The organism is Desulfovibrio sp., from assembly GCF_009712225.1.
Lineage (GTDB): Bacteria > Desulfobacterota > Desulfovibrionia > Desulfovibrionales > Desulfovibrionaceae > Desulfovibrio.
The window spans coordinates 337,213-352,318 of the sequence record NZ_WASP01000008.1; the positions used below are offsets into that span (position 1 = coordinate 337,213).

Genomic DNA, 15,106 nt, shown 5'->3' on the forward strand with positions numbered 1-15,106 from the left:
ACTCAAGTACGTAAGCATCAAAAACAGGATTTTAACGTCGGCAGGCTCCAAAAGACGGGTTTGCGTAAATACGCCCGGCAGGCTCTACCCGCGCCACCAGACTCCCCGGCCTTTTTACGCTTTCGGCTTCCGACTCAAAATCAGCGACATATAGGGCGGCGTGCCCACAAGCCCGCCAAGCCCCTGCCGCACACTCTCGGCAGGCTGCTCCACATGGCTCGCCAGCAAACACGAATCCAGCCGTCTGGTGGCATCCAGAGCTTCTGCAATGGCAGGCAGGTTACGATAAGCCTTCAATATCACGGCTGTATCACTATCTTGCAACGAATCTTCCAGACTCTTCCTGCTGTTGATGCCGGGAATGATGCGCAGGGTTTCGCCGTTTTCGCACAGCACCGTGCGGGTGCGCGCGGCAGCCGCCTGAAAAGACGTAATACCCGGCACAACCTCCACCGTCAGGTGGGGCGCGCATTCACCGAGGGTACGCATAAGGTAACCAAAGGTGCTGTACACAAGTGGATCGCCAATGGTCAGAAAGGCGGCGCTCTGCCCGCTCTCCAGCACCTCCCTTGTGGTCTGCGCCGCAACGCGCCAGGCCTCGTGCAGCACTGCCTTGTCTCGCGTCATGGGAAACTCCAGCCGCTGCACACGCACGTCGGGGCGCAGATGAGGCCGGGCCGTATCCAGCGCCGCAGAAAAGTCATTGCGGGGCGAAGCGGCCGCAAGAATCACATCTACCTCGCCCAGCACGCGAACAGCCCGCAGGGTCAAAAGGTCGGGCGCGCCAGGGCCAACGCCCACACCATACAATATTCCATGCATCAGATAACTCACTTTAAAGACTCAAAAAACATACAGCCATGAGAATTTCATGCCCTGTCAGCGGTGCAGCCAGTCAGACAGCTCTTCCACCGCATCCAGAGCACGGGGCCCGGGGCGGGCAAAACGTTCTTCGTCCACCACCAGTACACGCCCCTCACGCACGGCGCGCAGCCCCTTGTAATGGTCGCGTTCGGCCAAAGGAGTGGGGGCGGGATTCATCGGCCCGTGCTGGATCAGGTACACGTCCGGGTCTGCCGCAATCAGGGCTTCCTCACTGAAGCGCACCAGCTTTTTGCTGTCGGTAACCACATTTTCGCCACCGGCAAGGGCCAGTATTTCACTGCTTATGCCACCCCGCCCCGCTGCCAGCAGGTTGGGATAGCGCACCTCGTAAAATATGCGTGCTGCAGGTTTGCCCGCTGTGCGGCTACGCACTGCATCGAGCCGCTGTTTCCAGCCGGTCACAAGGGCCGAAGCCCCCTGTTCACGCCCGACAAGCCGTCCCAGGGTTTGTGTAACCTCAAACAGTCGCTCAAAAGAATTGACTTCAAAGGTCAGCACCTTGAGGCCCAGAGCGCGCAGGTTTTCGGTCTGGGTCTGGGATTCGCTGCGACCTTCAAGCTGCACCACCACGTCGGGTTGCTGCGCCAGCACAAGCTCCGCATTGGGGCGCATGTGCGTACCAATGGCAGGCAGGGCGGCCAGCTCCGGCAGGTTGCCGTCGGCAGCGGTGCGGGCCACCAGCAGATCGCCCGCTCCCAGCGCCAGAAAAATCTCGTTAAACGCGCCGTACAGGGCAATCACACGCCGCACAGGCTGGTCAAAGGTAATCGTGGTGCCCGTATCGTCGGTAATGACAATGGAGGCCGCAACATCCTCAGCGCTGGCGATCCGCACGCCCGTCGTCAGGGTCAGGCACAACGTCATCAGTGCCAGCAGCACGGTTTGCACCATCGGCAATGCAGTCAGCCGCAGCCCGCCATGGCCCGCAGGCACTGGCAAGCAGGGCTTGAGGCAACCCAAACCGGGGGTGGGGCAATATGCTGATGGGAATGTTGTAAAGCTCACCAAGGTTCTCCTCTGTAAAAACCCTTGCCACCGGACCGTCAAAAACCAGATTGCCGTCCTTGAGGCCCATAAGGCGCGTGGCATACAGCGCCGCCAGGTTGCAGTCGTGCACAGCCATGAGCACACAGGCCCCGGCAGCTCGGCGGCGCTCAAGCAGGTCAAACAGCTCGACCATGCGCGCCCAGTCGAGGCCCGCGGCCAGTTCGTCCAGCAGCAAGAGCGGGCTTTGCTGGGCCAGCGCACGGGCCAGCAGCACCCTTTGCAGCTCGCCGCCCGACAGCTCCGTGAGCCTGCGGTGGGCCAGCGTGGCAGCGCCTGTTTCATCAAGCGCGCTGTCGGCCGCCGCGTAATCCTCGCGGCCATAAGCCCCCAGCCAGCCAAGGTGGGCAAAACGCCCCAGCAGCACCATTTGCCGGGCGGTGAGACCCTGCGGCAGCTGCCCGCGCTGGGGCACAACAGCCACCATGCGGGCGCGTTGCCGTGGTGAAAGCGTCGCCAGCGGGCGGCCCAAAAGTTCGATGTCGCCCCCTTGCGGGGCAAGAACACCAGATATGGCGCGCAGCAGCGTGGTTTTGCCGCTGCCGTTGGGGCCCAGCAGGGCCGCGCACTCACCGGCGCGCAGGGTAAGTTCCACACGGCGCAGCACGGCTTTTTCATCATACCCGGCGCTTATGCCAGCCACCCGCAAAACAGGAGCCCCGGATGCGCCGTTCGCTATCTGATACGGTGCAGCCATCAGCGCCTCCGCACCAGCAGGGCAAAAAACGGCCCGCCAAGCAGGGCTGTCACAACGCCCACGGGCAGTTCCTGACCGCCAGAAAGCACGCAGCGGGCCAGCACATCGGCCCAGACCAACAGCACGCCGCCGCCAAAAAACGCCGCCGCCAGTAGGGTGCCGTGGCCCCAGCCCAGCAAAAGGCGCAGCACGTGCGGCACAATCAGCCCCACAAAACCGATAACCCCGGCCACTGCCACGCAGCCAGCAGTCATGCAGCTGGCCCCGGCCAGCAGCCACAGGCGGGCGCGGCCCACATCAAGGCCTGCCTGCGCCGCCTGTTCGTCGCCCAGAGCAAGTACGTCCAGCTTTCGCCAGCCAAGGGCTGTAATCAGCAGGCCCGGCACGGTTGTCGCAAGCAGCAGGGGCATGCTGTTCCAGCCCCGTCCTTGAAACGACCCCATGATCCAGAACACGATGCTGGTCACAGACTCTTCATTGAGGGCCTTTACCAGCGCCACCAGGGCACCCAGAAAGGCCGCCACCGCTATGCCAGCCAGAATGACACTCTCCCGGCTGAACGCACCGTCGCCACGCCCCAGCCACAGCGCCCCGCCAAGAGCCGCCAGCGCACCCACCAGCGCGGCTGGGGCCACCAGCCCCGCATGACTGAACCCGGCCAGCCCTGGCAAACCACCAAGCAGGGCCACCAGCGGCCCGCCAAGGGCAATGGCCATGCTGGCCCCACAGGCGGCCCCGGCAGAAATGCCCAGGGTAAAGGGGTCGGCCAGCGGATTACGCAACACGCCCTGCAAGGCAGCCCCGGCCATGGCCAGTGCGCCGCCGCACAGGGCGGCCAGGCACACACGGGCCAGCCGTATGCTCACCACAACCGTGCCCAGAGCGGGGTCTTCGGGCGCAGGCGCAAGCCCCACCAGTGCCCCCAACGCACGAAACACGCTTGCAGCACTCAAATTTACAGGCCCCGGCAAACAGGCCAGCGGCAACGAGGCCAGCCACAGCAGCACCAGACCGGCAAAAACCGGCCACAGCCTGCGGGACTGCGGGAAGGAGGAGGGAGAAGATGCGGTGGTAGTGGTCATGCCGGCCCTCTGGCCATACCCTGCGGGCAAACGCGGGCCAAAGCGTTGGCCGGTCTGTTGGCCAGACCGTGCCCATGGGCGGCAGCGCCGCGCGAGCATAAAAAAAAGCCTCTTCCACGCGTGGTGGAAGAGGCCCGTATTTCCTCTGTCCTGCCGGCAAAAACCCGTTGCCGTGGGGCGGTCAACGCCGCACCGTGGGGCCGTCATTCCATGACTGCGCACCGTGGGGCATGGCAGGTCTTCCGGCTTGGTTCCCCTGCTCCGGCCTTCCCGTTTCCAGTGGCTCAAGATGGAGCAAGGTTAAGAACCTTACGGCGGCGGGTCCGCTCCCGTTTTGCACGGGATTCCCTTTTCAAGCCGGCTTCCCGGCTACCAATGCCGCAAACACTCTAGGCGCGGGCTTGCGGCCTGTCAATGGCTCAGGCCTTTATCCACAGCAGACTGGCCTGACGGCCCGACTGCCGGGCACAGCGGTACGAAAAGAACTGCCCGTTGTTGCTGGCGGTACAGATGTCGAGCCCGTAGATATTGCGCGGCAGCAATCCGGCCTGTTCCAGTTGATGCCGCGTAAGGCCCCACAAATCCATGGTCTTACTGCTGGCATCAAACCAGGGCAGGTAGGGATCGCCCCACTCCCTGTCGAAATTGACAAATTCCGCCTTGCCGGGGCCAAGACTTGGGCCGCGCACGGCCAGAAGGTCGCGCGGGTCAAGTCCGTAGCGCTCGCAGAACCGCGCAACACCCGTGACGGGAAAGTCGCACCGGTTGCCGCGCCAGCCCGCATGCATGGCGGCAATGTGTTTGCCACTCTTGTGCGCAATCAATATGGGCTGGCAGTCGGCGGTCTTGATAAGCAGACCAAGCCCGGGCCGCGAGGTGCCCATGCCGTCACCCTCTGCGGTAACGGCTACCTCGCAGGGTACAGCCTCTGGTTCAAAGGCCATGACATCACCGTGAACCTGCATAAGCTCGGCCCATTCGATCATGCCCTGCGGGCGCAGGCTTTCAAGCAGACTGCGACGGTTGGCAATAACGTGGTCTGGGTTGTCCTGCACGGTAAAGGCAATATTGCCGCCGCCGTATTCACCAAGGCTCACGCCACCGCCACGGGTCTGAAAGACACAGCCAACCTGTGACACACCGGGAAACTCAAAAGGAATATAACTTACAGACACAGTATACGCTCTTCAGTGCATATGTAGTTGACCCGCTGGTCCCATGGGGCCAGGGGCAGGGATGGTACCAGCTGAAACTCGAAGCACAGCCCCACGCGAGGGCAGTTGAGGGCTTTTTCCAGAAAGCGGTCGTAGTAGCCGCCGCCGTATCCCAGCCGCCCGCCTTCAAAATCAAAGGCAACGCCGGGCAGCAGGGCAAGGTCGGGCGCAAAGGCTGATTCTACAGCTTGCCCCGATTCTGCGCTGTGGGTATTTGCCGCTTCCGGCCCCACACCGGGCAGGCTGTCCACTGGTTCAAGCAGACCAAGGGGGCCGGGTCGAAGCTCATGCATGCCGCCGCAGGCCACAAAATCCATGAGCCCCGGTGCTTCTGTCCGCACGCGCGGCAGCCACACCACCTTTTTATCCTGCCAGGCCGCCTGCAACAGCTCATTGGTGGCAAGTTCGCCCCTCACTCCCACATACAGTGCCACGGAGCGGGCCTGACACCACAGGGGGCAATCCAGCAGACGTTTCTGGGCTGCAGCGCTGCGGCTTTGGGCCAGCTCTGGCGGCTGCTCCGCGCGCAGGCGGCGCATGGTGCGGCGCACGTCAATCCTGGCCTGTGCGGTTTCTTCTGGCAGCGCTGCCATGGCCGTGGAAACACCGGGGGTTTGCGGAGTGGTGGACACGTGGCTCTTTCCTTGTAAGGCGATGTGTGGCAATGTAAAAGCCTGCGCCACTGTAACAAAGGAAGCAACACCATGCCAAGCGCCGACTCTCAGGACTATCTCTGGATCGCCGTGGGCGACATTCACGACGAGCCCGAACGCTTCACCAAAATACCCGAACTGTCGCAGGCTGACGGCATCATCGTTACCGGCGACCTGACAATAACAGGCGGCGTAAAACAGGCCGAAATGGTCATGGATACCCTGCGCGTGCACGATATTCCCGTGCTGGCCCAGATAGGCAACATGGACAGGCCTGAGGTTGACCAGTGGTTGAGCGAAAAAGGCTGGAACCTGCACGCCCAGTGCCGCGAACTAACGCCTGAAATCGCCATCTTTGGCGTTGGGGCCTCCACCTTTACCCCCTTTGGTACACCCAGCGAATTTCCCGAATCTGCCTTTGCCGCATGGCTTGAGGCCTGCTGGCAAAAGGCCCGCAATTACCCGCACAGCGTGCTTGTTTCGCACAATCCGCCCAAGGATACGGCCTGCGATATCATTCCCGGCGGCATCCATGTGGGCTCTACGGCTGTGCGCGAATTTCTGGAAGAAGCCCAGCCCGATATCTGCCTGTGCGGTCATATTCACGAAGCCCGGGCCATGGATCGCGTGGGGCGTACCCTTGTGGTCAACGCCGGCATGCTCGCCCAGGGCGGTTACGTGCTGCTGCGCTCCAATTCGGGCCAGCTTTCTGCCGAACTGAAGATGCTCGAAGACTAGCTTTTTTGGGGGCTTCCGCCGGGATTTCAGCAGGAAACACCGGCGGAAGCTTCTGCCTCCCCCTGCCTGTTTTGGGGCTGCCCTGCCCGCACAGCTTTTCCATCTCGCTGATATATCTTCATCTTTGCCTCTGCTTTTGCCCTCTGCCCCTTGCCCGCTTGCATATTTTCAAAAAAAACGTACTCTCCAAAAAGCGGATTAGCATGCTGCCGCCTTCGCGCGCCTTGTTGGCGCTGCGGCGGTGTATGTACGGCACATTCCCGTAACTACATGGCATGCTGGCTGAAATTTTCGCGGAGGCGTTCGCGCCCCGCAGCAAAAGGATTTTCATGACCACAGACCAAGACACTCCCGTGGCCGCTTCACAGCCAGCCACGGATACATCGTCGCAGGAAGTTTCCAAGCCCAAGCGCACCCCCACAACACGCAAGGCCAAAGCGGCCACCAAACCTGCTGCTGGCAAAAGTACTGCTAAATCAGCCGGTTCCGCCCCCACTCAGGAGCCGCAGGAAGCCAAAGCCACTCCGGCCCCCGCCGCTACGCCCAAAACTTCTGCCTCAAAAACTGCAACCGCCAAGGCCACAAGCCGTAGCGCGGGCAAGACCACCAAGACTGCCGCCGCCAAAAGCAAAAAAACGGCAACCACAACCAAAGAAATTTCCACTGTCGCGGCCGAGGCCACCGGCCCGGCAAGCGCTGCTGCGGCAGACGCTGCGCCTTCTGCGACGCCCACTGCCAAAAGCACCGCCAAAACGGCAACCAGCCGTTCTACGTCGCGCGGCCCCGCCGCGCGCAAACCCAAGCGCGCGGCAGCCCACACCGGTGACCGCCCGCCGCCGTCTGTCAGCACCGCCAGCCCTGCGGCGGCCGAGGTTGCACCCAAGGCCGCCGCACCCAAGACGGCAAAAGCTCCCAAGGGCCGCTCCACTGCCGCCAAGGGCAGTGCCAAAGCCGCTGGCGCCAAGGCCAAAACCGAAGGTGTAGCCGCCAGACCCGCTGCCGAGCCTGTTGCGGCTCAGCCCTCTGAAAGCAGGGACGCTGACGACAAGAGCGCAAAGGCCGCAGGCCAGGCTGCACAACAGACCAGCAAGCCTGCCGCTGCTGCAGCCCCAGCGGATGTTGCCAAGGCCGCACCCGAAAAAATTTCTGACAAACCGGCAGACCGTACTCCCCGGCAGGATGCGACTCCTGCGGCCCCGCAGACCGATTCTCAGGAGCCCCGCCAGCAAGCAGAGCAGACCGCAGAAACCTCTGGCGCGCCCGCAGCTGGCGATGCCCCTGCAGGTGATTCGCCCCGCCGTAAAAACCGCCGTGGCCGCCGTGGCGGACGCGGGCGCAACCGCAAAAAAGATCAGAGCGCGCAAAACACGCAGGATGGGGACACCCAGACCAGCGCCGATGCGCTGAACGGCATCGCCGCTGATGGACAGCCAGGTGCTCTGGCAGATGATCTGGACGATATTCTGGCAGACGATCTTAATGACGATGCCGACAGCCTTGATCTGGACGACGACCTGTCTGACACCGCGCGCGAATCGCGCCCCCGGCAGGCTCCCCGTCAGGGCAAGCAGCCCGGCAAGCAGGCAGAATCTGGCAAAACCGCAGACGGCAAAGCCTCCGACACCACCAAGGGCAAGGGCGAAAAGGGCACAACCGAGGCTCCCAGAGGCAAGCGCCGCATGTTCATCAGTGTGCTGCCCGGCGAGCAGGTGGAAGTGGCGCTGGCAGAAGATGGCCAGCTGCTGGAATACTATCTGGACATGCTGCACCAGCGCAAAATCAAGGGCAACATTTACAAGGGTGTCATCCACAACATCGACACCAACCTGCAGGCTGCCTTTGTGAGCTACGGCGCTGGCAAAAACGGATTTTTGCAGATCGACGAGGTGCACCCCGAATATTGGCTGGCGCACCACGAACCCTCCAAGGGCAAAAAATTTCCGCCCATCCAGAAAGTGCTGAAAGCCGGTCAGGAAGTGCTGGTGCAGGTGGTTAAAGAACCCACAGGCAGCAAGGGCGCTTTTTTGACCACGTGGCTTTCGCTGGCTGGCCGTTTTCTTGTGCTTACGCCTGGGCAGGACCAGATTGGCGTTTCGCGCAAGGTGGACGACGACGACGAACGCGCCCGCCTGCGCGAAATGATGAACGGCATTGATCCCGGTCAGGGCCTTGGCGTTATTGTGCGCACAGTAAGCGCCGGCACCACCAAGACCACGCTCAAGAACGACCTGCAGTACCTCAAGCGCGTATGGCGCGACATTCGCAAAAAAGCCACCGAGGTTTCCGCGCCTTCGCTCATCTATCAGGAGCCGGGCCTTTCGGAACGCGCGGTGCGCGACTACCTGACGGAAGACGTTTGCGAAATATGGGTGGACAACGAAGACGTGGCCCAGAGCGTGCGCGAAACGGTCAACCTGCTGTTTCCCCGCCGCCGCGACCTGGTGCGTCTGCACACTGACATGCGCACCCCCATGTGGGAACGCTTCAATCTGCGCCGTCAGCTGGAGCAGATATACTCGCGCGAGGTGCTGCTGCCCTCTGGCGGCCGTCTGGTGTTTGACCAGACCGAGGCGCTCATGGCCATCGACATCAACTCGGGCAAAATTTCCGGCAAGGGCAACTTTGAGGCCATGGCGCACAAAACCAATATGGAAGCCGCCGACGCCATTGCCCGCCACCTTAAGCTGCGTGATATCGGCGGGCAGGTGGTGATCGACTTCATCGAAATGCGCGACAAAAAGCATGTGCTTGAAGTGGAAAAAACCCTGCGCACAGCCATGAAAAACGACCGCGCGCGTCACGATGTTTCGCGCATGAGCTCGTTTGGCCTGCTTGAGCTGGTTCGCCAGCGCACGGGTTCGTCTGCTCTCGCCATTTCGCTCGAGCCCTGCCCCGCTTGCGGCGGCACGGGCATGCGCCGCAATATTGAGTGGCAGGCCCTGCAGGCCCTGCGCGAACTGCGCCGCATGATGAGCGTTGAGCCCAAGGAAAAATGTGTATACTCCGCCAGCCCGGAACTGGCCCTGTATCTGCTGAACCACAAGCGCGACACGCTACGCGAGATAGAGCAGGATTACGGAAAATGTCTGGAAATTATGGTTCGTCCATAACGAATGAAGCACAGGCAGCCGGGGTGGAAACCCCGGCTGCTTTTTCTGCTGCCGCCGCTCCCGAAACAGGAAGCGCCCTCAGCCCTAAGCAGGGCAACAGCCTGCTGCTGCATGTTTGCTGCGGGCCGTGCGCTGTCATGCCCATAACCCGCTTGCTGGACGAGGACTTTGCCGTTACCGCCTGGTTCATGAACCCCAATATCCAACCACTGGCAGAATACCTGCGCCGCCGCGAGGCAGCAGGCCAGTGCGCAGAGCGCCTGGGCGTGCCCATCATCTATGCCGACGAAACATGGAATATCACCAGCTGGCTGCGTGCCGTGGCCGGGCGCGACACCCCGCCCGCCCGCTGTGCCTACTGCTGCGAAAGCCGCATTGAGGCCGCCTTTGCCTTTGCCCGCCAGCAGGGCTTTGCGTGGGTGAGCAGCAGTCTGCTGTATTCACGCTACCAGCCGCACGAGGTCATCAAAAATGCGGGCGAAACGCTTGCCGCCCAAACGGGCGCGCCGGGCTTTGCCTACCGCGATTTTCGTACAGACTGGCAGACGGGTATTGACCGTTCCAAAGCCATGGAACTCTACCGCCAGCCATACTGCGGTTGCGTTTACAGCGAGTCAGACCGCTACCAGAAGCAGCTTTTACGGTGCATCAAGGGCTGATGAAAATTTTTTGCAATTTTCGCTTGACCTTGCCCCTGATTTTCCGTAAACACTTCCTTGCCTGAACGATCCCCGATAGCTCAATTGGCAGAGCGGGTGACTGTTAATCACTAGGTTGGCGGTTCAAGTCCGTCTCGGGGAGCCAAAAGAAAGTAAGCCTTTGCGAGAAATCGCAAAGGCTTTTTTCGTTATTGCCTTATGGAGGGGTTCTGTATTGGCAAAAAATCCAACTGCGGGCAGGTATTGATCTGATTGCAGCCCAAACCGCATTCTGCGCACTGTAATACCCACTTCCATATCCCCCGAGATCGGACGTTCCTGAATCAACACGGCCCCTTCATGACGTGTTTGAATTTCTGCCTTCAAGTTTTTTTGATTCCAGCCAGCGGTCTGCCAACCTTGCCCGGATGTGGCAGAGTCTCGTACCGCCTCACCACGGGTGCCACACGGCACGCCTACAAAAAATAAACTATTACATATCAGTAGCTTAAAATTTATTCAGTATTTATATTTAAAAAGCGCAAATCATCGTGTAATCATTGCTCGACAGCTCAGATTTCCGCCGTGCAGCAGGGCGCAGACCGCCGCAACTACGGCCTCAAGCTGGACTCTTTTCACATAGTGGTGAAATAATGCCCGCAGTTGAGAACAGTTCAAGGCCCAGGAACGGTGTGCCCCGCCACAGCAACAGGCGCACGCTTGCCATCACATCAGCTGTACTCCTCTTTTTGCTGACGCTTATCTGGTCGGCAACTCTTTGGGATATATCACGTTCTCAAAAAGAAGTTCAGTCTTCCGTTGAAATTACCACACGCACACTGGCGCGGGCTCTGAGCGAGCACATGATGTCCACGGTAAAACGGCTTGAACTCGCCGCCCGTGAGCTTGATGAGTCGTGGACTCCCTCTGGCGAAGAAATGATAGTGGAAGCCACCCTCCTTAAAAAAAGCGTCGGCGATCTCGCAATGCAGATCACCATTGTCGATGCCACTGGGGCCGTAAACTATTCAACGCTACCCTTTGCTGCCGGGGTCAGCATTGCAGACCGCGAGCACTTCAAGGTGCACCTTACCCCCCCCTGGCGTGACATTTACGTGGGCAAACCTGTTTTGGGGCGAGTTTCCGGCAAATGGACCATCCAGTTTTCAAGCCCCATTGTTCGCGACAACAAACTTGTGGGCGTCACTGTACTTTCTGTTGAACCAGACTATTTTGCCTCGTTTTTTCGCAGTCTTGGGCTGAATCCGCTCGATTCCATCGATGTGATCCGGTCAGATGGCACCCTGCTTGTACGCTCCACGGGCGACGCGCTCATCTACGGGCATGTTATCTCTGGCACATCCTACCTCAGGGAAGATTCGCCCCTCAGCGGCAACTTTCGCCGCCCTTCCCAGATAGACGGCATCGAACGAATCTTTGGCTTCTACAAGCTCAGTCACTACGGTCTGACCTTTGTGGTTGGCAGCGATGTGCAAAAAGCCTTTATACCCTACGAACAGATCCGAGCCATCACGCTGTGGGGCACATCGCTGTTATCCATCCTGCTGGTGGCACTGGCCATTCTTGCCTACGACAGTGTTCGCCGCCGCGATGATGCCAACAGGCAGCTGGAACTTACCGGCCAGGTTTTTGACTTTACGGGCGAGGCCATCTGCATAACAGACAACAATACTAATATTCTGGCGGTCAACGAATCCTTTTGCCGACTGACCGGCTATTCGCAGGCCGAAATTATCGGCAACACGCCCAGAGTGCTGGCCTCTGGCCGACACGGCAAAGAATTTTATCGGCACATGTGGGATCAACTGCTCTCTACCGGCTGGTGGGAGGGCGAGATATGGAACCGCAAACAGGATGGATCACACTACCTTGAATGGCTTAACATCAAGGTTGTGCGCGACCTGCGCGGGACAATAACCAACTATATCGGCGTGTTTGCCGACATCAAAAAAATTGCCGTTACACAGCGGCGCATAGAGTTTCTGGCTACGCACGACGAGCTCACCCAACTGCCCAACCGCGCCGTGTTCTGCGACCGCTTTCGCAATGCGCTTGATTCCTGCCCCTCAAAGGGCTGCACATTTGCTGTGCTATTTATCGACATTGACGATTTCAAAATCGTCAACGATTCCATTGGCCACGCTGCGGGCGATAATTTGCTGAAAGAAATGGCAGTTCGGCTCACAACCGCGGCTGGGCCCAATGCGGTGCTCTCGCGTTTTGGGGGCGATGAATTCACCCTGCTGCTTGAAGAGGCCGATGAGGCGGTTGCCGCAGCCATTGCGCAACGCATCATTGAGTCATTGCGCCAGCCCATTCAGGTCGGCGACTTTGAAATCTACAGCGGTGTGAGCATTGGTATTGCCCTGTACCCGGTGCACGGCAGCGACATAAGCACCCTGCTGCAAAATGCAGACAGCGCCATGTATCACGCCAAGGAACAGGGCAAGAATACATACAGCTTTTTTAACGATGACCTTCAGATCAAGGCGGCCATACAGCTGCAAATAGAGAGCGGCCTGCCCCGCGCAATCGCTGAAAACGAGCTGATTCTGCACTACCAGCCGCAGGTCGAGCTTGATTCTGGCCGGGTGGTAGGGCTTGAGGCGCTGGTGCGCTGGCAGCATCCCAATGACGGGATGCTGTTTCCCGGCAAGTTTATTCCGCAGGCGGAAAAAAGCCGCCTTATCGACAGACTGGGTGAATGGGTGGCAGACAGGGCTGCCGCACAGATAGCAGAGTGGCTCAGCGCGGGCTACAGCCTGCCCAAGGTGTCCATCAATATTTCGCCCTCGCAGTTTTTGCGGGGCGCGGCCCTGCCCATGATCGAAAGAATTCTTGCCAAATATTCCATACCGCCGCACCTGCTGGCCATTGAGCTGACCGAAAGCGCCCTTATGTCCGACCCCAAAGAAGCCCAGCGCACCCTTGGCAAGTTCAGGGACATGGGGCTTGAAATTTCCATTGATGATTTTGGTACGGGCTTTTCTTCGCTCTCGTCGCTACGCCACTACCCCATCAACCTTCTCAAGATTGACCAGTCTTTTGTGCGCGATCTGGAGCAGGCGCCTGACGCGTGCGCCATCACGCAGACGGTCATTGATCTGGCCCGATACCTCGGCATATCGTCCATAGCTGAGGGCATTGAAAACGAAGGGCAGTTTACGAAGATAAAGATGATGGGCTGCAATATTGGTCAGGGCTTCTTTTTTTCAAAAGCCCTTTCACCGGCAGAGCTGGAACAGAAAGGTATTATTACCATGGGCACGGCGACCATCACGCGGCCAACATAGCGGTTTGTCTGATTGAATCAGGCAAGCGCCACAGCGTTCTTGCCCCTGGCCTTTGCGACATACAGGGCGGCATCTGCCGCGCTGAGCAGGTCAAAACGGTTTGCATTGCGCGCAGGAACCTGCACGGCAACACCAGCGCTTACGGTCACCACGTTGCCGTGGCCCATGCCTTCGTGCTCAATGCCAACCCTTTCAAAAACCCGCCGCACCTCTTCAGCCAGAGCGGCCGCCTCTGCGCCGGTCATGCCCGGCAAAATCAGGGCAAATTCTTCACCACCATAACGGGCCGCCACATCCATGGTGCGCCGGGCGTGCTCCCGCAGCACCTGCGCCAGCGTTCGCAGGCAGGTGTCCCCCACCTGATGGCCGTACCTGTCGTTGTAGCGCTTGAAGTCGTCCACATCCAGAATCACCACGGCCATGGGCTGTTGCAAACGCAATGCCCTGTCCCACTCGCTTTCATAAGCGAGATCGAATTTGCGGCGGTTGGCCAAGTTTGTCAGCGCATCTGTTTCAGAAATGGCCTGCAGATCCTCGTTGGCGCGGCGCAGCTCCGCCTCCATTCTGGCAAAGGTCATTGCGATGATACTGAACGACAGAATGGGCGTTATCACTGTGGCCATCAGAAACAGCAGCTTTGCCATGTCGTCCGGACCGGAGGGGGCGCAGTTTGTGGAATGCAGGGCATTGTAGGCGCGCACTGCAAATGCCGCACCCAGCAGAAGAAAGAACAGGGAAAAAACAGATTGGGTTGCATGTCGTCTCCATTTTTTTGTTGCGTAAGGTTCTATGGCAATACGCAAAAAGAAAAATGCCATGCACGATGAAAATGTAACCACCCGCGCGCAGGTATTGAAATCCACAAACATGTAATACGCCTGCACCGCCGAAGCCACTGCAAACACAAGGTAGTTTACATACAGAAGGCAGCGCGACGATACCTCGCCATAAGCTACAAGCCCCCGGTACAGCAGCACACCGTAAAACATCATGAGCAACGCGCCCAGATACAGGCACGGTATCGTTTCAAACGGGCGAAAATAGTTGAGAAAAAGCCCGGCAGACCAAAAGACCTGGGCCAGGGCCATGCTGCCAAAACCAGCGTAGGTGCGCCTGAAAAGTGCGGTGTAGACAAGAACGGCAGACAGCGACAGGGAAAGAATTGTCACCATAAATGCCATGGTAAAGGCGTCAAAACCACGCAAAAATTCCGTCATTGGCACCATCCACCAGCGTTATACGGCACGGGCTGTTGCTGCGAAATGCACAGTTGTTAAAAATACCATGAGGTTCTACTCCTGAAAAGCAGCCCGATCTCAGGAATAGCCCAGGTTTTGTTATCTTTTGTAATTTATTGGCACGATTCGCCGGTTGCACTTTGAAATTACTATACTTCCGATACGCACATGCCATCCTGTGCAATCATTGGAGAATTAATTTTTTTATTAAACAGCAAACCGCGCCAGGGCTCCGCCCCGCAAAATATCGATAAATTCCATTTGGCGGCAGCGGGCATGGTTGAGCCAGAACTATCTACTAGGTTTCTGACAAAAACACTACGTTTAATGCCTGCTTACGTCATAAGAGAGAATGGCCTTATTACCCAGCATGTTAGCCTTTCCATATAGTGCAGGGGGGAACTGCCAGCATCGTATTGAAAAATCCAGGTGCATCCTGTGCGGTTGACCAGCCCGGCTCATGACGCGTACTCAGGTGTTGGCGGGCTGTCGG

12 protein-coding genes, 1 tRNA gene and 1 riboswitch are annotated in these 15,106 nt (G+C 59.2%); of the genes, 5 read left to right on the top strand and 8 right to left on the bottom strand.

Features of this window, described 5'->3' with window-relative positions:
* Positions 1 to 114: 114 nt before the first annotated feature.
* The 6 genes from cobI to F8N36_RS11875 form a co-directional block, all read right to left on the bottom strand.
* Positions 115 to 822 carry a precorrin-2 C(20)-methyltransferase gene (gene cobI / locus F8N36_RS11850; RefSeq protein WP_291333018.1) on the bottom strand — a complete coding sequence of 236 codons (708 nt, stop codon included), beginning with the start codon at positions 820 to 822 and terminating at the stop codon, positions 115 to 117.
* 57 nt (positions 823 to 879) lie between these two features.
* Positions 880 to 1,749, bottom strand: a complete 870-nt coding sequence (locus F8N36_RS11855; protein ID WP_291333019.1) for an ABC transporter substrate-binding protein — start codon at positions 1,747 to 1,749, stop codon at positions 880 to 882.
* Positions 1,700 to 2,626, bottom strand: a complete 927-nt coding sequence (locus tag F8N36_RS11860) for an ABC transporter ATP-binding protein (protein WP_291333020.1) — start codon at positions 2,624 to 2,626, stop codon at positions 1,700 to 1,702. Before F8N36_RS11860 ends, F8N36_RS11855 begins: the two co-directional genes overlap by 50 nt.
* Complete coding sequence (locus tag F8N36_RS11865) at positions 2,626 to 3,708, bottom strand: iron ABC transporter permease (RefSeq protein ID WP_291333021.1); 1,083 nt, start codon at positions 3,706 to 3,708, stop codon at positions 2,626 to 2,628. Before F8N36_RS11865 ends, F8N36_RS11860 begins: the two co-directional genes overlap by 1 nt.
* Before the next feature lie 214 nt (positions 3,709 to 3,922).
* A riboswitch (cobalamin riboswitch) is annotated at positions 3,923 to 4,100 on the bottom strand.
* A gap of 27 nt (positions 4,101 to 4,127) precedes the next feature.
* Positions 4,128 to 4,883, bottom strand: coding sequence for a polyphenol oxidase family protein (locus tag F8N36_RS11870; protein ID WP_291333022.1), 756 nt, complete (start codon positions 4,881 to 4,883; stop codon positions 4,128 to 4,130).
* Positions 4,874 to 5,554, bottom strand: a complete 681-nt coding sequence (locus tag F8N36_RS11875; RefSeq protein WP_291333023.1) for a 5-formyltetrahydrofolate cyclo-ligase — start codon at positions 5,552 to 5,554, stop codon at positions 4,874 to 4,876. Before F8N36_RS11875 ends, F8N36_RS11870 begins: the two co-directional genes overlap by 10 nt.
* 72 nt (positions 5,555 to 5,626) lie before the next feature.
* Between F8N36_RS11875 and F8N36_RS11880 the strand changes: the two genes are divergently transcribed.
* From F8N36_RS11880 to F8N36_RS11900, 5 genes are all read left to right on the top strand, one after another.
* On the top strand, positions 5,627 to 6,313 hold the full coding sequence (locus tag F8N36_RS11880; protein WP_291333024.1) for a metallophosphoesterase: 687 nt from the start codon (positions 5,627 to 5,629) through the stop codon (positions 6,311 to 6,313).
* A 329-nt stretch (positions 6,314 to 6,642) separates the two neighbouring features.
* Positions 6,643 to 9,423 (top strand): Rne/Rng family ribonuclease, encoded by a 2,781-nt coding sequence (locus F8N36_RS11885; protein ID WP_291333025.1) that lies wholly within the window; start codon positions 6,643 to 6,645, stop codon positions 9,421 to 9,423.
* On the top strand, positions 9,396 to 10,082 hold the full coding sequence (locus F8N36_RS11890) for an epoxyqueuosine reductase QueH (protein ID WP_291333026.1): 687 nt from the start codon (positions 9,396 to 9,398) through the stop codon (positions 10,080 to 10,082). The genes F8N36_RS11885 and F8N36_RS11890 overlap by 28 nt, the downstream gene beginning before the upstream one ends.
* A gap of 69 nt (positions 10,083 to 10,151) precedes the next feature.
* A tRNA-Asn gene (locus tag F8N36_RS11895) sits at positions 10,152 to 10,227 on the top strand.
* Between the two features lie 583 nt (positions 10,228 to 10,810).
* The gene (locus tag F8N36_RS11900) at positions 10,811 to 13,375 is read left to right on the top strand and encodes an EAL domain-containing protein (RefSeq protein WP_291333027.1); all 2,565 of its coding nucleotides are present in this window, start codon (positions 10,811 to 10,813) and stop codon (positions 13,373 to 13,375) included.
* 17 nt (positions 13,376 to 13,392) lie between these two features.
* Here F8N36_RS11900 and F8N36_RS11905 read toward each other — a convergent pair whose 3' ends face one another.
* Both F8N36_RS11905 and F8N36_RS11910 read right to left on the bottom strand, forming a co-directional pair.
* A complete protein-coding gene (locus F8N36_RS11905) occupies positions 13,393 to 14,592 on the bottom strand; it encodes a diguanylate cyclase (protein ID WP_291333028.1) in 1,200 nt (399 codons plus the stop codon).
* A 170-nt stretch (positions 14,593 to 14,762) separates the two neighbouring features.
* Positions 14,763 to 14,891: a hypothetical protein gene (locus tag F8N36_RS11910; protein ID WP_291333029.1), complete on the bottom strand. Its 129-nt coding sequence runs from the start codon at positions 14,889 to 14,891 to the stop codon at positions 14,763 to 14,765.
* Positions 14,892 to 15,106 lie beyond the last annotated feature (215 nt).

Coding starts and splice junctions, on each gene's coding strand:
- cobI (WP_291333018.1), bottom strand. CDS start 822: ATGCATGGAATATTGTATGGTGTGGGCGTTGGCCCTGGCGCGCCCGAC.
- F8N36_RS11855 (WP_291333019.1), bottom strand. CDS start 1,749: ATGACGTTGTGCCTGACCCTGACGACGGGCGTGCGGATCGCCAGCGCT.
- F8N36_RS11860 (WP_291333020.1), bottom strand. CDS start 2,626: ATGGCTGCACCGTATCAGATAGCGAACGGCGCATCCGGGGCTCCTGTT.
- F8N36_RS11865 (WP_291333021.1), bottom strand. CDS start 3,708: ATGACCACTACCACCGCATCTTCTCCCTCCTCCTTCCCGCAGTCCCGC.
- F8N36_RS11880 (WP_291333024.1), top strand. CDS start 5,627: ATGCCAAGCGCCGACTCTCAGGACTATCTCTGGATCGCCGTGGGCGAC.
- F8N36_RS11885 (WP_291333025.1), top strand. CDS start 6,643: ATGACCACAGACCAAGACACTCCCGTGGCCGCTTCACAGCCAGCCACG.
- F8N36_RS11890 (WP_291333026.1), top strand. CDS start 9,396: ATGTCTGGAAATTATGGTTCGTCCATAACGAATGAAGCACAGGCAGCC.
- F8N36_RS11905 (WP_291333028.1), bottom strand. CDS start 14,592: ATGACGGAATTTTTGCGTGGTTTTGACGCCTTTACCATGGCATTTATG.
- F8N36_RS11910 (WP_291333029.1), bottom strand. CDS start 14,891: ATGCCCGCTGCCGCCAAATGGAATTTATCGATATTTTGCGGGGCGGAG.